Source organism: Terrabacter sp. Root181 (assembly GCF_001428505.1).
Classification (GTDB): domain Bacteria; phylum Actinomycetota; class Actinomycetes; order Actinomycetales; family Dermatophilaceae; genus Terrabacter.
Window position 1 is genome coordinate 330,889 of record NZ_LMHU01000001.1, and the last position, 18,728, is coordinate 349,616.

An 18,728-nucleotide genomic window follows, 5' to 3' on the forward strand; every position below is an offset into this window, starting at 1 on the left:
GAGACAAGGCTCTCGCATTTGAGCGGGGCGGGCGCTGGTTTCGGTTGAGGCCCTCCGCGCGGGCGTTGGTCACGTTCTCGCTGAGCGCGACGACCACCACCGACCAACCACGTGTCGATGGTGGTGGCCTGGCGCGTGGTCGCCTCGGCGTGGGCCCTGGCAGCGGCGTCTTGGAAGCCGTACAGCCAACCCCGGATCCGGTGCGGGTCAGACTCGGACAGCGGCATGCGGAGGCGTTCCTTGACGGCGTGCGCGGCGTCCCATCTCGTTGGTCGGGTCCTCCGTGGCAGGCCGCGGTGAACCGGGCCCGTTGCTTGGGTGAGAGGTGCTCGTACCCGCTGAGAAGCCAGCCGCCGCGAGGGCCCAAACCTGGTCGGCGGCGACCCCCCGTGCCATGCAACTGCCAACTGATCCCCTGTCGGATGTGGGTGACCGACAGGTTCTCGAGGGCGACGAGATGCCACTTGTCGACCGCGATCCGCGCGTCCGTTAGCGCGGAGCGGATCTCGCCGGCGTGGGGCGCGGCATAGGGCGATCACGCCCAACTCGACACCCCGCGGAACGCCGGCATGTGCAGCCCTAGCCACTCGATGACGCACGCCCGGAACGACCTGGGGTCGGCCCGAGAGACCCCCGCCGAGCTGCGTCAGCGGTCACGAAGCTTGTCATTCACGGCTCCGACCGCTTCCACCCGGCTTCGTCGACACTCAGCGCACCGACCTGGCCCTCGTTTCACCGATTCCTAGGACCCCGGATCGGTTCCGGTGCCGGTAGCCACCGGGCCGCGAGGGCGATCAGCGCCTTGCGCAGTCGACCACCCAACCTGGTACCCCCAGCGACCTCCCTGACCGCACGCTGGTCCGACGCGACTGTCAAGCGAGCCGACCCGTCTCCCGCTCCGGGTCGTGATCCGCGATCGTGCGGGCGCGGCGGTGGATTGCTGCATGAACGTGCCTGTCGCATGAACTATTTCGCGGCACGTGAGGCGTCGCTTGAGGCACCACAACTCTATGCGCTGGCCCGAGACGGGCATACCCTTGAACTGCACTAGGGGACCCCCTTGATCCTCGAGGCGGGCATCCCGCAGTTCGGGGCCCTCCGGTCGATCAACTCGATAACCACATGCACCATGTCCGGGTCAACTCGGTCGAACTCAGGACGCGGAACTCGTCCTCCATCCCGAGCAGCACTGACGTACCCTCATTCATGCTCATGGCCGGGTGGCTGCGTGCTTCCATCTTTAACTCCGATCACGGAGTCTGGTACACCTGCAAGGACTTCGCCGCAGTCTGCACCCCGTTCGAGGTCACCCTGACCCTCGGCAGCGTCGACTCGGGGGATAACGGCAGACGCGAGACGCTGGCCCGAGAAACCGCCTTCCGGTAGTGGTCGGACGGCGCGCGCCCGGGAGTGTGCTCCTGCTTAAGGATGAGTTTGTCGGTCTCTCGAGCGACCGATTTGCCAGTGCCGAACCGATTGTCCGCCGAAGCAGACTCAGTCCGGGGAGACGGCTAGCGGAGCGCGCGCAAGAGGTGTCCAGTGAGCAGTCTTATGTCGCTGGGGGTGTTCTGGAGGCCGTTCCAGCGCCGGATGTCGTCGTCAGCAAATGCCCAGGTTCCCTCCGTCCAAGCGCAGCAGGGAAGAAGTTGCGCCAGTTGGCTCTTGAGATCCAGGTCATCAAGTTCGTCGACGTTGAAGCCTTCCGTCAGGGCGTCCATGACGTAGCCGAGGGACTGAACCCCAACGCCGTGCGTAAGACGGGACTTGCGGGGTTCGAGTTGCCACGGCTCGTAGAAAGTAGTCTGAACCGCGTCCCAAAAAGCGACGAGATGCGCAACCATGTTGTCCACGTTCGCAGATCCGTCTGCAGGGTCTCGGTATTGATAGAGCGCGCCATCGGACAGGCTGTTTTCAATCATCCTAAGAACGCTATTGTCCTTAATGTACCCATCTGGCTGTGTCGGCGTAGCAATTCGACCCGCGAAGGGCTGGCCCTTCAAGTTGCGCGGACCGGCGTTGAGTCGTGTCATGATCTGCGCCGGCAATTGTTTCCTGGCATAGGCCGGGGGTAGATGCCCCGTGGTGTCAGGCAGCAGTTCGTGAATTAGGCCCTTGGGTAAGGGTTTTGTGTTGTTCACAAGGATGAACTGCGAACGCTGCTCTTCCTCGCCATCAGCGATGAATCCGACCGCTGCGACCGCGAACTCCGCAAGATCCGCGTCGCGAATCGCGGCACTACGCTGTTGGCCATCGACAACCCAAGCGGGCCTCGCCTCTTCCGGGATTGATTCGTCGATCGGGATCACGAGCTCCCCGATCGACGAGTAGTCGACCGCAGATTTTTCGCTGAACGCCTCAAACTTCACGCGGTCGTCAAAGGCAAAGACGACCGCGTTGGGAAGGAGCGGACCATCGGACTCGAGGTACCGGCGAATGGCCCGAATGTGCGTGAGCACCTCCGGCCGCTGGTATCCCTTTAGGTTCGCATCGTCTCGGTGGACCCGCGAGACCGTGGCGAAATCGTGGATGCGCTTACCATCAACTGCGAATGAATAGATGTACTTCTGTCCCTGCCTAATCCTCAAAGCAGGAAGGCGCAGTTCGTAACGGTCAGCCATGTGAGTCCTCGGTTGGATGGGGAAGTGAGAGGTTCTGAATCTTATGTGCGAGCACTGACAGGTTGTGGAATCCGCGACGCTTGTTGCGCTCGGTGCCTCGGAAGATGGCCACCTCGATGCCGAGTTCGCGACAGATCGAGCATGAGCATTTTGCCCAGGGCGCGGCGCGCAGGGTCCTTTCGTACTGGGAGAGGTAGCTCTTCTTGCTCTGGCAAATCGTCTCGTACCTGGCGAGCGCCGCCAGAACCTCACGCATACTGGACTCGGTTCCGTCATACGCGCGTAGTGCCCGCAAGCATTCGCGCTCACCGCTCACGGCATCTCGTTGGGACACTCTGCCAGCCAAGACGGCTCTGCGAAGGGTTGGATTGCCGTCAACCTGCGGGACGCGCAAAGCCACATACGCTTCGTCACGGGTGTGAAAGTTAAGCCGGTCGTCCATGAAGGCCTGCCGGAACGCCGAGGTGCTATCGAAACTCGTCACCCCAAATTCAGCGAAGCGCCCCATCGACTCGACCCGCGTGATGCCGAGGAGATGAAATTCCGTCTCGGGTGCGCGCACTCCGTCGATCGCCTCAAGACATTCTACGATCTGCCGAGTCTTGAGGGGCACCATGCCGCCGAGGGCAATGCGGCGATATCCGAAGTCCTGGAGTTGCTTTACGCTGTCCGCGTAGCTCGTCGGACTCCAGCCTTGGGCGGCGCCGACGGGTTCCAAATCGGTACCCCGATCGGCGACCCGCGTGATGAACTCTTCGGCGAGTCGGAGAGTCAGCAGTCGTCGTTGGGCCCAAGCAGGATCGACCGTGTTGAAGTCCGCCTCGGGTGCATAGCCGAAGATGATGTGGTCAACGCTCACCCCGGCGTCGAAGCCGCACCCTTCATAGAAGTCGAGCGTCTCATCTACGGTGACGGGAGGAACGAGTTCGTCAGCGTAATTGAACGCGCCGTTGTCGCCGAGTGTCACGAGTTCGGGCGTCAGTCGGAAGAACTCACGAACGCCCAAGCGATACAGGCGTGCTCGCTGAGCTCCTGTGTACTTGCCAGCGCCCCTGATCGAGCCATCGACGATGGACTTGCTCACCAGAAGTCCGTGGTAGGGATGCTCGTCCAGCACCTCGTGGGCATAACGGTCATCGCGCTGCCTCACCCGTAGTGGGGAGTATTCGTCACGTTGGAAGTCATACGTGGGGCTGACGAGGTCCTGGCTGTCGGGAAAGTAGAACCTCATTTTCTACTCATCCGCGCTGACAAATAGATGCGTACGAGGTAGTTCGAAAGTGCGCTGATGTGTCTTGGCGTGTTCTGCAAGTCGTTCCATGTGAGCCCTAAGTCCTCCCACGTGCCGTCCGTCCAGCGGCATCTGTCCGCGATAAGGGCCAGTTCGGCGGAAGCTTGCTCGCGGGCATCGACGGCGTTCGCGTCTACATGTGCCATCACGCGGTCCATGAGTCGGCCCATCGCCCTGATGCCCACCCCGCCCATGAGGCGCGACTCTGTGGGAGGCAATCCCCACGCTCCCGGGAAGGTTTGACGCACGGCGCCCCAATAGGCAAGGAGTGCACGGCGGATGCCCTCGGTATCTGTCGTTCCGGTGGCGATGTTTCGGTATGGGAACAGCAGGCTCGACGGCGACTCGATCGACTCGCGCAAGGCTTCGACAAGGCCCGTGTCAGTCACCACCGCCACATGCTTGTTGTCCGTGGACGTCGAGGCGCGCCGGACAATGCCGTAGAAGGGAGAGTCAGGATCTTGGTTCAGCATGTCGACGAGAGCGGAGGGGAGTTGCCTGGTCGCCATCCGGGCTGACGGGACGCGTGCGATTTCAGGCAGCAGTTCTGTGACCAGACCCACTGGTAGGGGTTGCACGGTATTGACTCGCAGAAATTGCTCTCTTTGAACGTCCAGATCTTGCGTCACAAAGCCGGCAACGGGCACCGGCATGCGACGATTCTTGGTCCGTGAAAGCGCGAGGCTGCGCTGTTGCCCATCCACGATCCAGGCCGGGCGTGGGCCTTCGCCCTCCGGAGAAGTCGGAATCTCTAACGTGCCAGAGACGGCCAGGCCATCACTGGTGCCTGGGCCACGGCTGGACTTGAAACGTGTCTCAGGCGGTAGCGCCAGGATGAGCCCATTCGGGAACAGCACGTCGCCGGAGTCGAGGTAGTCCAGGATCTGCTTGACGTGCTTTTGCTTCTCGGGTCTCTGGTAGCCAATTAATTTGCCTGCCTCGTCGCGACCAATCCGAGAGACATCGGCCACCAGGTCGATCTCTTCAGCCGCGAGTGTGAAGAGGAATAATGGGACCTCAGTGTTCTGCAGCACTTTCAACGCGCGTCTCTCGATCCAACCCTCGGTCATGAGACCTCCTCCGTCTGCTGAAAGAGAGTTCCGAATCGGCGTTGTTCACATGCAAGATTGGAGTCGCGCAACTGGCGCAAGGCCCGAGACTTCGTGATGCCGGGGTCCATTTCACGAAAAGCACGGATTAGGTCCAAGATGGTTTCATCGGCAATCCGATCCCGGTTATACGACTCAGGGCGTGCCGCCTTCGTGCACCAGTCATGCCACCGTTTAAGCGCCTCCGCGGAGAAGGCCCCGCAGGCGCCTGAAAGCTCCAGCCATTGCACAGCCATCCGCAAATTCAGACTATTCGCTGTGCCCCCAAGGGTCCGGCGGAGCTGCCGATTGGATGGGACGCGTCGATCGGATGGAACATCCACTGAGCCACCGAACACTAACAGTGGATCGCCGTTTGTTCGGGCAAGCATGTCGTCAGCGATCACCTTTGAGTAGTCCTTTGACAGCACCCACAACATGGGCCCGCTCAACGTTGAGGGCGAGTCGGCGCTGATTGCTTGCCACCACCCTTGCGCCTGTTCGACGGTCAACGCGACGGAGTCATCGTGGCCTGTGGAAAACGTCGCTGCGTAGGCAGGCGCCCTGTGGTCGAGTGGGCGAAGGCCCAAGCCAGCGGAAGCAACTAGAACAACCGGGTCGTAGCCCGCCGCGCGGGCGGCACCCTCGAGACGAAGCACCTGAGACCAGGCCTCGCCCTGGTATAGCGCGCGGAGCGTCCTCCGGTCAGTCGCCCGACCTAGACTCTCGTCCCAGGCCGATGCGCGGGACTCGACCGTGCCGGGGCTGAGGTTTCGAATCCTGAGGTCGTCGGACACCGGGAGCGACTTGCGGTCAGTACACGTGACGACGATCGTCATCTGGTTGGTCACGTCTCGGCCCCTGACTTGAAAACTGTCGGTGTGTTGACGCTACTGTAGACCACAGTAAATCGTAGAGTCAGATCGTACGCCCGGTGTTGGTTATGAAGGTTGGTGGATGAGATGAAGGCCGTAGTTCTCCTCAGTGGCGGGCTCGACTCAACGACTGTGTTGGCCTACGCGAAGAGTCAGGGCTATGAGCCGTACGCGCTCAGCTTTCGCTACGGCCAGCGGCACGCTGTCGAGCTCGAGGCTGCCCGTCGCGTGGCCGCGGCGCAAGGGGTCGAGGGCCACACCATCTGCGACATAGACCTCACGGCATTCGGCGGATCGGCTCTGACTGCCGACATCGATGTTCCGAAGCACGACACCGCAGAGGAAGTGGCCGAAGACATCCCGGTCACATACGTGCCTGCCCGAAACACCATCTTTCTCTCGTTCGCCTTGGCGTACGCCGAGGTGGTCGGGGCGGCAGACATCTTCATCGGCGTGAACGCTCTCGACTACTCGGGCTACCCCGACTGTCGTCCGGAGTACATCAAGGCCTTCGAACACATGGCCAACCTCGCGACGCGTGCCGGGGTTGAGGGCTCGACGTTGAAGATTCACACGCCTCTGATGGACAAGACCAAGGCGCAGATCGTTGAAATGGGCTTGGCCCTGGGCGTTGATTACGGCCTTACGAGTTCCTGCTACGACCCTGATGAGGCCGGTCGGTCCTGCGGGCATTGCGATTCCTGCTTGTTGCGTCTCAGAGGCTTCGCGGAAGCGGGATCAATGGACCCGATCAGCTATCAAGAGTCGGCATGACGTACAAAATCAAGGAGATCTTCTACACCCTCCAGGGCGAAGGCGCCCACGCGGGCAGGCCAGCCGTGTTCTGCAGATTCAGCCTCTGCAACCTGTGGACGGGGCGGGAAGAGGATCGGGCCCGAGCGATCTGTCAGTTCTGCGACACGGACTTCGTTGGAACTGACGGGGAAGGCGGTGGCCGATTTAAGAGCGCTGATGATCTGGCCGACGCAGTCGAGGCTGCATGGCCGTCAGGGTGGACCAAGGACCGAATGGTTGTCTGCACGGGCGGCGAGCCTTTGCTGCAGTTGGACGAGGCGGCCGTCGTGGCACTTAAGGCCCGCGGTTTCTACGTGGCTGTCGAAACCAACGGCACACGGGTGCCGCCACCCGGCATCGATTGGTTGTGTGTCAGCCCAAAGATTGGGGCGGACCTGGTCGTCAGCGGCGGGCAGGAACTCAAGTTCGTGTACCCGCAGCTGAACGCCGACCCTTTGCAGTTCGAATCGCTGGCCTTCGAGAGTTACCGGGTCCAGCCGATGGACGGTCCCGATCTAGACGCCAACGTGAGTGCAGCGGTCAAATTCTGCCTCGACCACCCCAACTGGAACCTCAGCCTTCAAACGCACAAGTACTTAGGAATCCCGTGAGCCACACCGCCGAGATCTATCGCGAGTTCACCTTCGAGTCTGCGCACCGTCTACCGAACGTTCCACAGGACCACAAGTGTGCGCGTCTGCATGGGCATTCGTATCGTGTTCAGGTGCACGTCACGGGGAACGTCGGCGCCCAGACCGGGTGGGTGCAGGACTTTGGCGACATCAAGGCCGCCTTCAAGCCGCTCGAGGATCAGTTGGACCACCACTATCTCAACGAGATTGGCGGCCTAGAGAACCCGACGAGCGAAGTGCTCGCTCGCTGGATCTGGGACCGACTGATCGATCACGTTGACGGTCTCAGCGCGGTACAGGTTCGAGAGACCTGTACGTCCGGTTGCATCTACCGGGGGGAGCGATGATCCTGCCTGATATTCAGGATCAAGTGGATACCCGCGGCATCACGCTCGATGAAGTCGGTATCGACGGCGTGAGGATGCCAAGCACGTTTTCCGACGGGGAGACGGTTCAACCCGGCGTCGCTTCGTTCGAGGTCCTCGTCCAACTGCCGTCGGACCGGCGAGGCACGCACATGAGCCGCATGGTCGAGTTGGTGCACGAGCACTTACAGGTCATCGATCCTCGCGATCTCGCGACGGTCCTGAAGCAGGCAGCCGCCCGTTTGGAGGTTTCAGCCGCCTCCATCAGCGTTGTTCTCCCCTTCGCAACTCAGGTGACGTCGCCGGCGTCGGGTCGCAAGTCCTGGCAGGCCAGTGATCTGAGTCTGCGGGCCAAGCTGCGAGGGGACGCCTTTGAACTGGTGACTACCGTCTCGAGCGAGGTCACCAGCTTGTGCCCATGCAGCAAGGCAATCAGTGACTACGGCGCTCATAATCAGCGCAGCGTGGTCTCCGTTGATGTGCATGGTCGAGACGACAGCCCGTATCCAGTCCCAGTTGCAGCCCTGGTGGAGCTAATTCGCAGCACGGGGTCGTGCCCCGTCTACCCGATCGTGAAGCGCCCCGATGAGCGTTCGATAACGATGACTGCGTTCGACCATCCGGCGTTCGTGGAGGACATGGCGCGAGATCTCTCTGGCCGCTTGAGGAGCCAGGATGTCGCGCACAAGGTGCGCATTCGCAACCTGGAGAGCATCCATAGTCACGACGCCGTCACAACCGTCTCGTGGTGCCCTGGCACATGAGGCGATTCCTCTTGCCTTCGCACCGCCGAAGTTGGGCAGTTGCGCCGCTAGGCTTCGGGCCGTCTGCCAGCGCATTCTGTCATCGGACCTGAAGCCATTGACGCGTTCGCTCAGTCGCAGTTGGGGCAGGGGCCGGAGACGGGCATCTCCATGAAGCAGGTCGGGCAGACTGCGCCGCGGCGAGCCTCCGTGGCCGCCGTCGCACGCGGTGTGCTCGCCCGAACGACCCGCGCCTTGGCCGTCAGCGTCGGCACCGCGTCGGCGGGCACGTCGGCTCCCCAATGGCGGTAGCACTCGAGTCGCGCCGCGGCCGCGCTGTTCTCGCGCTCGAGCGGATCCGTGATGGGGGCTTCGCCAGCAACACGCAGCGCCTCGTCGTAGCCGGCGCCGACCTGCCCGTCGTCCTTGCGGACGACCAGTGACGCGAGCGGCGGCTCGTTGCGTACGTGGTTGACCTTGACCAGATCGGCGAGCAGAGGCCCGATCCAGTTGCGCATCTGCGACTTGGTCCGCAGCGCCGAGCGGCGCTGGACCTCCTCGGCGAGCTCGGAGTAGGTGATGACGGCGTTGTAGCGGCCGGCGGTCTCCACGAGCACCTCGTACGCGTGCTTCGCCCAGTAGGGCTGGGCGAACTTCGCAGTCACGAACGTCTCGTGGTCAGACATGGTGAGCCATTCGATTCCTTCGTGGTTCTCTCGATGAGATACCAGTCTCCACCCATCGCCTCGGCGGCCCTCACCCACCCACCGATGAGTCAATCCTCAACGTGTGGAGGACTCAGACGCAGCGCCGATCCAGGCGATCATCTCGCCGGTCGTGGCGACCTGGGCGAAGAAGGTGCCGACCGTGGCCAGGGAGGCTCGCTGCACCTCCGAGACCTCCAGGCCGGGCACCCCGCCGGTCGTCGTGGCATCGCTGATGAAGAACGCGCGCACGTCGCGCACCATCGCCTCGCGAGCTGTCGTCTCGCAGCAGACGTTCGTCTCGATGCCCGTGATGATGATGGTGTCGGCACCGAGCAGCTCGAGCCGGGCCAGCAGGTCGGTGTCGTGGAAGGCACCGAAATGCGGCTTCTCGAGCACGTGGTCGGACGGATCCATGACGAGCGCCTCGTGGAAGGCGGCGCTGTGGGACGTTCGGTCGAGCATCCCCTCTCGCACCGGCGGGAACATCTCCCCGAGGATGCCGAGGTCGGCGCCCGCAGGCACCGCGTGCCGGACGTGGATGACCGGGGTGCCGGCCACGCGGCATACCTCCGCCAGGCGGTTGATGCGCTCGACCACGGCGGGCGCGTTCGCCGCCATCTCGACGAAGACGTTCTGGACGTCGATGTTGAGCAGGGCCATCCGGCGCGGGTCGACCTCGAACTGCATCATGGTGCGCCTTCCGGTCGCGTCGGGCCCCTGCGTGCACGCTACGGCTCGCCGGCCCATAGCCACCGAGGAATCGAACAGCAGCGCCGCCACTCGTCAGGCGAGGGGGTCCCGGGTCGCACGCGCCAGGACCACTAGGCAGATGGCGCCCACGACACCCCAGAGCACGAACGAGCCCGTCCAACGTTGCCCCGGCTCACTCGGGAAGACGTCGACCCAGCGCGAGAGCGGGTTCACGACGGCCAGCGCGATGACCACCGTCAGCAGTGCGCCGCCGACCGCGTCCCCGGGCTCGGTCACGTGCCGTCGCCACGCGGCGGCCGCGGCGACGGCCACGAGCACGGAGCCGGTCAGCCACACCATGACCCCGAGCCGAGCGCTCAACCCGCTCCTGACCGCCAGGGCGGCGACCCCCATCGACCCCGCGACGAGCACCGCACCAGCCACGAGGAGTCGGGCTCGGCTGCGCCTCCGCAGGGATATGGGCGCGGCCCCCACTGCCTCGGCTGCCGCCTCGTCGAGGACGTATGCCGTCGCCGCGGCGAGGGCGGCCACGCCCACCACGAGCGCCGTGCCCGCTACGGCGCTGGTGGTCCACGTCGCCGCGACCCCCAGAAGCAGCAGTCCCACTGAGGTCAGGGCCGCCACGGGCCGCCACGGGATGCCCGCGGCGGGCCCGAGGACGCGCGAATGGATCATCGCGTCACGACCACGCTGTGGCCGTCGGGGTAGGAGCGCACCGGCTGGCTGAGGCCGGTGGCGGAGGCGAGGCCATAGGCGATCACCGAGAGCGCGAGGGTCACCGCGCCCATCCGGACGAGCCGCCGCCGGGTCTGACCCTCCGACCGCCACAGCAGTGCGGCGACGGCCGCGAGGCCGCAGAGGGTGATGACCCAGACGAGGTACCACGCCGGCGACCCGGTCAGGCTGGTGACCGTGAGGTAGTCCGCCGATGCCGACGAGAAGTAGCCCACGGGGGCGAAGAGGCGAACCCAGCGGAACCACTCAGGCGGTGCCCCCTCGGTGGTGCTGAAGGCGCCGAGGACGCCGATCGTCCAGACGACCACCGCCAGCACGAGGACCGCCGACGCCCCACGGAACCGCCACCACCGGCCGGCTGCGATGCCGAGCAGGGTGCCGCCGACGGCCGTCGCGACCGAGTTCTCGACGAGGACCGCCGCGACCGCCGCGTGAGACAAGGGGCCGTACATCCACTCCGGCGCGCTCAACCCCGACGGGCCGATGGCGTAGTAGAGGACGAGCCACGCTGAGGCGACGAGCGCAGGGACGCCAGCCATCAGGCAGAGCGCGGCCGTCCGGGTGGTGACGGAGGTGGGCGACGCCTCGAGCAGCTCACCGGCCCCGTGGAACGACCGCGTCAGGTGGTAGGCGGTGATCATCGAGGCCACCCCCACTGTCAGGGCGACGACGGGCAGGCTGAGAGAGTCGCTGGTGACCTGGTGTGCCTGCTCGTTGAGGGCCATGACGGTGAAGACGACGCCGAGCGCCGTGCCCACCAGGAACATGGGGTGTCGCGCGAAGCGCCACGCCTCGATGCGGGCGAGCGCCGGGAACGGGCTCCGGTAGCCGCCGCGCGGAGAGAGCGCGGTCGTCACGGCGAGGGCGTCCTGCGGAGTGCTGGTCATCACGCCACCTCCGCCGAGGTCGTGGCGTCATCCGATGAGGTGCTGGTGGCGCCCCGCAGCAGCAGGTAGGCGTCCTCGAGGCTGGGCTCGACGAGCTCGGCGCCGTTCGGCACGTGCTCCCCGACGTTGCGATAGCGCCCGGACGCGGTGCGCCACGACGCCTGCGCCTCAGCATCCGGCCCAGCGGCCATCCAGACACGTCCGGCCGCGAGCGACACGAGGTCGGGCACCGTGCCGTCGAAGTGCACGCGCCCGGCATCGAGCACGACGACCCGGCGGCACAGCGCGGCGACGTCCTCGGTCTGGTGCGTCGAGATGACCATCGTCGACGTCGCGGCGATGTCGGCGAGCACGCCTCGCAAGGACGCGCGCTGCTCTGGGTCGAGCCCGGTCGTCGGCTCGTCGAGGACCAGCAGCTCCGGTGTGCCGAGCAGGGCCTGGGCCAGAGCGACGCGGCGCCGCTGACCACCCGAGAGGCGACTGATCCGCTTGGCCGCGACGTCGCCGAGGCCGACGAGGTCGAGCACGCGTCTCACCTCGGTCGTGCGAGTCCCACGGTCGGCCCACTCCTTGAGCACTGCCATGTAGTTGACGAAGGCGAAGGCCGAGAAACCGCGCGGGAAGCCGAGCTCCTGCGGCTGGTAGCCGAGCCGCCGCCTGACCTCGGTGCGGGCATCCGGCTGGCTCGGGTCGCGACCGAGGAGCCGCACCTCGCCGGCGTCGGGGCGCAGCACCGTCGCCATGACGCGGAGCATCGTGGTCTTGCCTGCGCCGTTCGGACCGAGCAGTCCGGTGATGCCGGGCCCGAGGTCGAGGTCGACGTCATCGAGGGCCGCGAGGGAGCGGTAGCGCTTGGTGACACCGCGCAGGGAGACCGGGGTCGAGCTGGTTGCGGTCATGACGCGATCCTTCCGATCGTGCCGAGTCGCCGGGCTCGAAGGACGAGGACGGGCGGCCCGATGAGGAGCATGAGGACGTAGAGGACGAGGTACTGCGGCGCGAAGACGGCCCAGATCGTGTCGAGGCGGGAGGCCGCGCCGGTGGCGATGACCCAGACGACGGTGATGGCGCTCGCCGGGCGCCACGGCCCGAACCACGTCGAGAGGGCGAGGACCGCCGCGGTGAAGCCCAGCGCCGGGAGGAGCCACACCCACGCCGCCGACTCGGGGAAGACGAACTGGCCGACGAGGACGACGGGGAGCGCCGCGAGGAGCACGGCGGCGGTCCGGAGCAGCAGCAGGCGTGCGAGCGGGTACGGCGCCGAGCTCTCCTGCTCCAGCGCCGGCCCGCCCTCCGGACCGAAGGCCGTCGCCACGGCGAGCACCGGCACGAGCGGCGCCACGACGAGGAAGATCATGACGCTGCCGTTGCGCGCCGCCACGGCCCCGCCGACCGCGAAGGCGACGGCGAGTGCGACCGCGCAGATCCAGGACCCGCGCAGCGCCGGCGCCGCGGCCACGAGCATCGCGTCGCCGGGCGGCAGGCCGAGCCGCCCGAGGAGTCGCTCCAGCACCGACACGCGCGGCACCTCGATCTCGTCGCGCACGGCGGTCCAGACGGCCGCCAAGTCCGGCAGGTCGGGCGCGTCCAGCGGGTCAGGCGCGTCCGGAACGTCGGAAAGGGCTGGTGGCTCAGGCTGCCCGGGACGTGCTGCGTCCGAAAGGGGCGTCACGTCGGGAAGGGGGCTGACGGCATACGCCATCGATGGCAGCTCGGCCGCGACACCCGCCTGGCACTGCGCGCACCGCAGGAGGTGCTGCTCGAGCGACATCGACGTGACGGCGTCGGCCTCGCCGTGGACCCAGGCGCGCAGGTCGTCCGGCCGCACGTGGCGCGTACTCATGACGACGCTCCTTCCAGCAGGCTCGCCCGCAGGCGCGCCCGTGCGCGGTGGGCCCGCGTCTTGACGGTGTTCTGGGGGATGCCCAGCAGGCGTGCGGCCTCCCGGGTGGTGAGGCCGTCGAGCACGGTCGCCTGCATGACGGCCCGCAGCTCGGGGGAGAGGGTGGCCATTGCCCGACCGAGGTCGCCGTACTCGACGCCGAGGAGCAGCTCGTCCTCGGCGGTCGGCGAGGCAGGGCCGGAGGCGCCCGGGTCGCGCAGGAGCACGACGTCCCGGCGCGACCGGAGACGGCTGACGAGCCGTCGGATCGCGATCCCCCACATCCAGGCGCCGACCTCGCCCGTCCCCTGGTAGCGCCGGGCCCCTTGCCACACGGCGACGAACGTGTCCTGGAGGACGTCGGCCACGACCTCACGGTCGTTGCAGCGTCGCATCAGCCGGACCGAGAGCCACGGTGCGTGGCGCTCGTAGAGCCTCTCGAGGGCGCCGACGTCCCCGGAGGCCAGCGCCTCGAGGAGGCTCTGGTCGTCGGGAGCGACGAGTGGTGACACATCTCTACTGTCGACCCGGAGGGCCGGATCGGTTCTCGGTATGGCGACGAAGCGCGCTGCGGGGCGTCAGCGGGGAGGCAGGTCGCCGCCCGTCTCGGTGGCGATGACGTGCATGACCGCGTTGATGAGGGCCAGGTGGGTGAACGCCTGCGGGAAGTTGCCGAGGTGGCGGCCCGTGTGGGTGTCGATCTCCTCGGCATACAGCTCGAGCGGCCCGGCGAACGACAGCAGCTTGGCGCACAGCTCGTGCGCCCGCTTGTGCTCGCCGATCTCCGACAGCGCCGACACGAGCCAGAACGAGCAGATCGTGAACGTCCCCTCCTCGCCGGAGAAGCCGTCGTCGGTCTCGTCGACGCGATAGCGCAGCACCAGCCCGTCGAGAGTCAGCTCGTCGGCGATCGCGAGCACCGTCGCCTTGATGACCGGGTGGTCCGACGGCAGGAACTGCACGAGCGGCGCCAGCAGCAGCGACGCGTCGAGGGCGTCCGTGCCGTAGTACTGCGTCAGGACGCCCCGCGAGTCGACGCCGTGCTCGAGGATGTCGGCCTTGATCTCCTCGGCGGCCAACTCCCACTCCGCGGCCTGTGAGTCCTCGCCGATCATCGACGCCAGCTTCGCGCCACGGTCGACCGCGACCCAGCACATGATCTTCGACGACGTGAAGTGCTTGAGCTCGCCGCGCACCTCCCAGATGCCGGCGTCGGGCTCGCGCCAGTGCTTGAGCGCCGTCCTCACCTGCTTCCCGAGGATCGGCCAGATGCGCCCGTCGAGGTGGTCGGCGACCTTGGAGTGCAGGTAGACCGAGTCGAGCAGCGCGCCCCAGACGTCGTGCTGCACCTGCGAGTGCGCGGCGTTGCCGATGCGCACGGGGCGCGACCCGGCATACCCCGACAGGTGGTCGAGCTCGAACTCCGGCAGCTCGCGCTCCCCGCCGATGCCGTACATGATCTGCAGGTCCTCGTCACGCTCGGCCATGTCGGCGATGAACGAGAAGAAGTCCACGGCCTCCCAGTCGAACCCGAGCGAGTACATCCCCCACAACGCGAACGTCGCGTCACGGATCCACGTGTAGCGGTAGTCGTAGTTGCGCTCTCCACCAATGGTCTCCGGCAGTGACGTCGTCGACGCCGCGGCGATCGCGCCGGTCGGCGCGTACGTCAGGCCCTTCAGCGTCAGCGCACTCCGCTGGAGATAGCTGCGCCACGGGTGGTCGGGGAAGCGTCCTCGGGCGAGCCAGTGCTGCCAGTGGTGCGCGGTCCACACGAGCCGCGAGTACGCCTGCCCGAAGTCCGTGGGCGGCGGGTGGGCGCCCCAGGAAAGAGCGATGTAACGGACGTCGCCCTCCCTGAGGAGCGTTCTCGCCGCGGCCTGCCCGCCCTCGAAACCGAGCCGCAGGTCCGTGGTGAGCGTGAGCGTGAGGTCGAACCCCTCGGCCGACGCCTGCCCCTGGTGGTAGCCGCGGTCGGTGTACGTCCACGTCACCGGCCGGCGCCCGTAGTCGAGCACCGGCTCGCACTCCATGACCGTCTGCACCTCGCCCGAGACGCACCGGATCGTCCGCAGGAGCGTGTGCTCGGCGTCGTAGTCCATCGGCGTACGCCGGTGCTTGGGGGAGACGTCGTCGTCGTGCCGCCACGGCCCGATGAGCAGCACGTCACGGACGATGATCCACCCGGTCGGCGTGCCCCAGCTCGTCTCGAGCACCATCGTGCCCGGCAGGTAGCGCCGCGCCGTCGGCACGCTGACGTCGGACGGCCCGAGCCGGAAGCGCCCCGAGTGCCGACCGAGCACGGCCCCGAAGACGCTCGGCGAGTCCAGGCGCGGCAGGCACATCCAGTCGACGTCGCCGCCCGGCGCCACGAGCGCCGTCACCTCGCCGTCGGAGAGGAACCCGTAGTCCGCGATCGGGACGGCCTTCACATGACCCGCCGGGCCCGTCGGGGCGTACGAGGTCGCGACGTCGGCTGCAGCGTCCATGTCCTCAGACTGCTCGAAGGCCGCCGCCATCACAAGACCCGCGTCTACGGATCCGGTGCGACGGTGAGCCGCGGGCGAAGGCGAGGCTGGTGCCCCGCGCGATGGTCCATGACCCCGGTCCACCCGTGCGGGGTCACGACGTAGACGTCGCCGTCGACGGCGCTCGTAAGGTGGTCGCTGTAGCGCCACGCCCCGAACCACCGGTGCTCGGCAATCGTGTCGATGACCCGCCCTTCACGGCACACGACTGTGACCAGCAGGTGGGTGACGGGACTCCGCCCCGGCCTCGCGCCCGCGCCGGTGCTCTCGGGGACGAGCTGGAGCGCGACCTCGCTCAGCCGCGAGCTCGCGTCGTGCGGGTCCCAGAACGGTTGCGACTCAGCAGGATCCGGCACGTAGGCCGCTGCCGTCAGCTCCTGGCTGTCGAGGGTGAGGGCCGCCATGACGACGCTGCCGGAGACGAGCGGGCACACGTCGTCGATGGACCGCAGGACGAGCTCCGGGTCTTCGAGCTCCCAACGCTGACGAGGTCTGGTCATGCCCCGACCGTGCCAGCGACGCGGGGGCCCGTGCTCGCGTTGTCCCCAGCCCCTGGCGCGGCCCACCGGTGAGCCGCTGCCTGTGGACGACGCCCTCCGACCCCGGGCGTGCGGTGCTTGGGTCGGTGCCACGACACCACCGCATCCCGACACCAACGCGCGGCGACCGACACGGAGGACCGATGGGCTACAGCACGCACTACCTCGGCCGGCTCGACATCACGCCGGTGCTGCGCGAGCCGGAGATCGAGTGGCTGCGCGCCTACGCCGAGCTCATCGACCCTGGAGCGCACGGCTACGACCTTCCGCCGAACCCTCGGGCCGAGCGGGTGGACCGAGCCCGCCGCTCCCGCACCAGTCCCGTCCAGCCGCCCGAGTCAGAGATCCCGACGCCCTGGGGGATGTGCGACTGGAAGCCCTGCGTCGAGGGGTGCTGCCTGCGCTGGAGCGAGGTCGAGAAGTCCAACAACGCCGTGCCCTGGCTCGAGCACCTCGTCGACCACTTCCTCAGGCCCGACGGGCTGGCCCGCGGCGCGGGTGCCGACTTCGACGACTTCACCTTCGACCACGTCGTCAACGGCGTCCTCGCGGCGGAGCGTGGGGACACCCGCGAGCTCTACCTGATCCGAGCCGTCGACAACGTCATCACCACCGAGACGCTCGTCGCGGGCGACCCCCAGGGATGGTGACCAAGGTGACTACAATGGCTCGTGAGGTGGTCACCATGACTCATGAACAGGTCGGGATCCGCGAGCTGAAGAGCCGACTGAGCGAGTTCGTCGATCGCGCCCGCGCTGGGGAGACGCTCGTCGTCACCGACCGCGGCCGACCGGTGGCCGAGATCCGACCGCTCTCCGGTCGCACGACGCTCGAGACCCTCGTCGCCGAAGGCCTGGCGACTCCCGCCCGCCCCAAGCGCCCTGCCCCCGAACCCCTCGCCGTCAAGGGCGGGATCAGCGACCTCGTCGCCGACCAGAGCCGGTGATCCTCTACCTCGACACGTCGGCCTTCGTGCCGCTCCTCGTCGCCGAACCCACCTCTGCCCTCTGCCGACGGCTCTGGGACGACGCCGACGACGTCGTCTCCTCCGTGGCCCTGCGCGCCGAGGCCGCCTCCGGACTCTGGGGGGCCCGGCACACCGGCCGCATCACCGCTCGTCAGCACCGCACACTGCTCGCTGCCGTCGCCGACCTGACCGAGCAGATGCACCTCGTGGTCGTCGACGACCGGCTCTCGACGGCCGCGGCCGACCTCGCCTCCACCCACGGCCTACGGGGCTACGACGCCGTCCACGCCGCCACCGCGCTCACCGTCGTGGGGCCGGACGGGCTGGCCGCCTCGGGCGACACATCGCTTCTCGCCACCTGGCATGCGGCGCCCATCGCGACGTGCGACATCCACGCCGCGACGTAGGACAGAGGGGCGTATGCCGTCCGCTTCCGCAAGCGCGCTGCAAGAGTCCCGCAACGTCTCCCGAATTCAGACATTTCGCCGCGTTGCCGGGCCTCCACTAGGAGGAGTCGTCCACCGACGACACAGACTTCGGCGGTTGGCCCGTTGTGGTACGTGAACCGTCACGGGGCCCGAGCTCGCAACGCGAGGCGGGCCCCATCGTCATCCCCATAGCGGGCCTCACGACTCGCTGAGTCACCTGATGACCCAATGCACAGCCCCCGCAACGAGGGTCGGAGGGACGCCCGTCAGGCCAGAGCGATGTCGACGAGCAGCTCGGTGGCCAGCCGCTCCAGGTCGGCGCGCAGCGCCGCGGAGTCGGACCCGCCGGGCACCCGCACGACGACGTGCGCCTCGAAGAGCAGCCCGCCGGCCATCGGCGCCTCACGCGTCCCCGTCGTCATCGTCTCGATCGACAGCTCGTGCCGGCTCAGCACCGACGACACCTCCCGCACGATGCCCGGGCTGTCGTTGCCGAGCAGGTCGAGTGTCAGCCGCTGGGCATCGGCGTCGTCCGCCACGCCATCAGCCTCGGCCCCCGGGTGCGAGGTCACCTCGAGCAGCCCGTCGAGCTCGCGCAGCGCCGCGGTCAGCTCGTCGACGCGCTCGGCCGGCACCCCGACGACGACGATGCCGGCGAACTTGCCTGCCAGCTCTGCGAGCTGGCTGTCCTCCCAGTTGCCGTCGTGGGCGGTGACGACGTCCGCTAGGGCGCTGACGAGGCCGGCGCGGTCGTCGCCGATGACGGTGAGCACGAGTCTGGGCACGTCAGCAGCCTACTGACCCGACGGCATACGGCCGCCGGGCCTGCGGATTCTCGCCATTCCTCGTCGCCGCGCCGAACGGCGGTGCTATCAAGGGAGGGTTGCACGGGGACCCTGCCCGCGGGCTGCGCCAACCGTGGCAGCGGGCTCCGATC

At 67.1% G+C, this 18,728-nt stretch carries 20 protein-coding genes; 7 read left to right on the forward strand and 13 right to left on the reverse strand.

Annotated features, from left to right (window positions below):
- Positions 1-1,511 precede the first annotated feature (1,511 nt).
- The 3 genes from dbpB (ASD90_RS01455) to dbpB (ASD90_RS01465) are packed head-to-tail and all read right to left on the reverse strand — an operon-like array spanning position 1,512 to position 4,979.
- Positions 1,512-2,618, reverse strand: a complete 1,107-nt coding sequence (gene dbpB / locus ASD90_RS01455; protein WP_056750650.1) for a DGQHR domain-containing protein DpdB — start codon at positions 2,616-2,618, stop codon at positions 1,512-1,514.
- A complete protein-coding gene (dpdA, locus tag ASD90_RS01460) occupies positions 2,611-3,849 on the reverse strand; it encodes a tRNA-guanine transglycosylase DpdA (protein WP_056750653.1) in 1,239 nt (412 codons plus the stop codon). The genes dbpB (ASD90_RS01455) and dpdA overlap by 8 nt, the downstream gene beginning before the upstream one ends.
- Positions 3,846-4,979, reverse strand: coding sequence for a DGQHR domain-containing protein DpdB (dbpB, locus tag ASD90_RS01465; RefSeq protein ID WP_056750655.1), 1,134 nt, complete (start codon positions 4,977-4,979; stop codon positions 3,846-3,848). The genes dpdA and dbpB (ASD90_RS01465) overlap by 4 nt, the downstream gene beginning before the upstream one ends.
- Positions 4,980-5,950: 971 nt before the next feature.
- Between dbpB (ASD90_RS01465) and queC the strand changes: the two genes are divergently transcribed.
- From queC to folE2, 4 genes are read left to right on the forward strand one after another with little or no spacing between them, the layout of a single operon-like run.
- Positions 5,951-6,646, forward strand: a complete 696-nt coding sequence (gene queC / locus ASD90_RS01470) for a 7-cyano-7-deazaguanine synthase QueC (RefSeq protein WP_200958515.1) — start codon at positions 5,951-5,953, stop codon at positions 6,644-6,646.
- Positions 6,643-7,278 (forward strand): 7-carboxy-7-deazaguanine synthase, encoded by a 636-nt coding sequence (queE, locus tag ASD90_RS01475; protein ID WP_056750660.1) that lies wholly within the window; start codon positions 6,643-6,645, stop codon positions 7,276-7,278. The genes queC and queE overlap by 4 nt, the downstream gene beginning before the upstream one ends.
- Positions 7,275-7,646 carry a 6-carboxytetrahydropterin synthase QueD gene (gene queD / locus ASD90_RS01480; protein WP_056750662.1) on the forward strand — a complete coding sequence of 124 codons (372 nt, stop codon included), beginning with the start codon at positions 7,275-7,277 and terminating at the stop codon, positions 7,644-7,646. Before queE ends, queD begins: the two co-directional genes overlap by 4 nt.
- The gene (gene folE2, locus ASD90_RS01485; RefSeq protein WP_082588411.1) at positions 7,643-8,428 is read left to right on the forward strand and encodes a GTP cyclohydrolase FolE2; all 786 of its coding nucleotides are present in this window, start codon (positions 7,643-7,645) and stop codon (positions 8,426-8,428) included. The genes queD and folE2 overlap by 4 nt, the downstream gene beginning before the upstream one ends.
- A 110-nt stretch (positions 8,429-8,538) precedes the next feature.
- On the opposite strand, the gene ASD90_RS01490 is transcribed toward folE2, so the two are convergent.
- From ASD90_RS01490 to ASD90_RS01530, 9 genes are all read right to left on the reverse strand, one after another.
- The gene (locus tag ASD90_RS01490; protein ID WP_056750665.1) at positions 8,539-9,093 is read right to left on the reverse strand and encodes a hypothetical protein; all 555 of its coding nucleotides are present in this window, start codon (positions 9,091-9,093) and stop codon (positions 8,539-8,541) included.
- 96 nt (positions 9,094-9,189) lie between these two features.
- A complete protein-coding gene (locus tag ASD90_RS01495; RefSeq protein WP_056750670.1) occupies positions 9,190-9,804 on the reverse strand; it encodes an isochorismatase family cysteine hydrolase in 615 nt (204 codons plus the stop codon).
- 93 nt (positions 9,805-9,897) lie between these two features.
- On the reverse strand, positions 9,898-10,500 hold the full coding sequence (locus tag ASD90_RS01500) for a hypothetical protein (RefSeq protein WP_056750672.1): 603 nt from the start codon (positions 10,498-10,500) through the stop codon (positions 9,898-9,900).
- On the reverse strand, positions 10,497-11,447 hold the full coding sequence (locus ASD90_RS01505) for a hypothetical protein (protein ID WP_056750675.1): 951 nt from the start codon (positions 11,445-11,447) through the stop codon (positions 10,497-10,499). The genes ASD90_RS01500 and ASD90_RS01505 overlap by 4 nt, the downstream gene beginning before the upstream one ends.
- Positions 11,447-12,346 carry an ATP-binding cassette domain-containing protein gene (locus ASD90_RS01510; RefSeq protein ID WP_056750677.1) on the reverse strand — a complete coding sequence of 300 codons (900 nt, stop codon included), beginning with the start codon at positions 12,344-12,346 and terminating at the stop codon, positions 11,447-11,449. The genes ASD90_RS01505 and ASD90_RS01510 overlap by 1 nt, the downstream gene beginning before the upstream one ends.
- A complete protein-coding gene (locus ASD90_RS23300) occupies positions 12,343-13,290 on the reverse strand; it encodes a hypothetical protein (RefSeq protein WP_056750680.1) in 948 nt (315 codons plus the stop codon). The genes ASD90_RS01510 and ASD90_RS23300 overlap by 4 nt, the downstream gene beginning before the upstream one ends.
- Positions 13,287-13,841, reverse strand: a complete 555-nt coding sequence (locus ASD90_RS01520) for an RNA polymerase sigma factor (protein WP_056750683.1) — start codon at positions 13,839-13,841, stop codon at positions 13,287-13,289. The genes ASD90_RS23300 and ASD90_RS01520 overlap by 4 nt, the downstream gene beginning before the upstream one ends.
- A 66-nt stretch (positions 13,842-13,907) precedes the next feature.
- A complete protein-coding gene (locus tag ASD90_RS01525) occupies positions 13,908-15,818 on the reverse strand; it encodes a glycoside hydrolase family 15 protein (protein WP_056754203.1) in 1,911 nt (636 codons plus the stop codon).
- Positions 15,819-15,862: 44 nt separating this feature from the next.
- On the reverse strand, positions 15,863-16,357 hold the full coding sequence (locus ASD90_RS01530; protein WP_056750686.1) for a hypothetical protein: 495 nt from the start codon (positions 16,355-16,357) through the stop codon (positions 15,863-15,865).
- A 182-nt stretch (positions 16,358-16,539) separates the two neighbouring features.
- Between ASD90_RS01530 and ASD90_RS01535 the strand changes: the two genes are divergently transcribed.
- From ASD90_RS01535 to ASD90_RS01545, 3 genes are read left to right on the forward strand one after another with little or no spacing between them, the layout of a single operon-like run.
- Positions 16,540-17,046, forward strand: a complete 507-nt coding sequence (locus ASD90_RS01535; protein ID WP_056750689.1) for a hypothetical protein — start codon at positions 16,540-16,542, stop codon at positions 17,044-17,046.
- 35 nt (positions 17,047-17,081) lie between these two features.
- Positions 17,082-17,342, forward strand: a complete 261-nt coding sequence (locus ASD90_RS01540; protein ID WP_056754205.1) for a type II toxin-antitoxin system Phd/YefM family antitoxin — start codon at positions 17,082-17,084, stop codon at positions 17,340-17,342.
- Entirely contained in the window at positions 17,339-17,770 is a 432-nt protein-coding gene (locus tag ASD90_RS01545) for a type II toxin-antitoxin system VapC family toxin (protein ID WP_056750692.1), read from the forward strand. Before ASD90_RS01540 ends, ASD90_RS01545 begins: the two co-directional genes overlap by 4 nt.
- A gap of 287 nt (positions 17,771-18,057) precedes the next feature.
- Here the strand turns inward: ASD90_RS01545 and ASD90_RS01550 are convergent, their stop codons facing one another.
- Complete coding sequence (locus ASD90_RS01550; RefSeq protein ID WP_056750694.1) at positions 18,058-18,576, reverse strand: glycine cleavage system protein R; 519 nt, start codon at positions 18,574-18,576, stop codon at positions 18,058-18,060.
- Positions 18,577-18,728: the final 152 nt, after the last annotated feature.

Coding starts and splice junctions, on each gene's coding strand:
- dpdA (WP_056750653.1), bottom strand. CDS start 3,849: ATGAGGTTCTACTTTCCCGACAGCCAGGACCTCGTCAGCCCCACGTAT.
- ASD90_RS01490 (WP_056750665.1), bottom strand. CDS start 9,093: ATGTCTGACCACGAGACGTTCGTGACTGCGAAGTTCGCCCAGCCCTAC.
- queE (WP_056750660.1), top strand. CDS start 6,643: ATGACGTACAAAATCAAGGAGATCTTCTACACCCTCCAGGGCGAAGGC.
- ASD90_RS01540 (WP_056754205.1), top strand. CDS start 17,082: ATGACTCATGAACAGGTCGGGATCCGCGAGCTGAAGAGCCGACTGAGC.
- ASD90_RS01525 (WP_056754203.1), bottom strand. CDS start 15,818: ATGGACGCTGCAGCCGACGTCGCGACCTCGTACGCCCCGACGGGCCCG.
- ASD90_RS01500 (WP_056750672.1), bottom strand. CDS start 10,500: ATGATCCATTCGCGCGTCCTCGGGCCCGCCGCGGGCATCCCGTGGCGG.
- dbpB (WP_056750650.1), bottom strand. CDS start 2,618: ATGGCTGACCGTTACGAACTGCGCCTTCCTGCTTTGAGGATTAGGCAG.
- ASD90_RS23300 (WP_056750680.1), bottom strand. CDS start 13,290: ATGAGTACGCGCCACGTGCGGCCGGACGACCTGCGCGCCTGGGTCCAC.
- dbpB (WP_056750655.1), bottom strand. CDS start 4,979: ATGACCGAGGGTTGGATCGAGAGACGCGCGTTGAAAGTGCTGCAGAAC.
- ASD90_RS01510 (WP_056750677.1), bottom strand. CDS start 12,346: ATGACCGCAACCAGCTCGACCCCGGTCTCCCTGCGCGGTGTCACCAAG.
- ASD90_RS01495 (WP_056750670.1), bottom strand. CDS start 9,804: ATGATGCAGTTCGAGGTCGACCCGCGCCGGATGGCCCTGCTCAACATC.
- ASD90_RS01535 (WP_056750689.1), top strand. CDS start 16,540: ATGGGCTACAGCACGCACTACCTCGGCCGGCTCGACATCACGCCGGTG.
- ASD90_RS01530 (WP_056750686.1), bottom strand. CDS start 16,357: ATGACCAGACCTCGTCAGCGTTGGGAGCTCGAAGACCCGGAGCTCGTC.
- folE2 (WP_082588411.1), top strand. CDS start 7,643: ATGATCCTGCCTGATATTCAGGATCAAGTGGATACCCGCGGCATCACG.
- ASD90_RS01505 (WP_056750675.1), bottom strand. CDS start 11,447: ATGACCAGCACTCCGCAGGACGCCCTCGCCGTGACGACCGCGCTCTCT.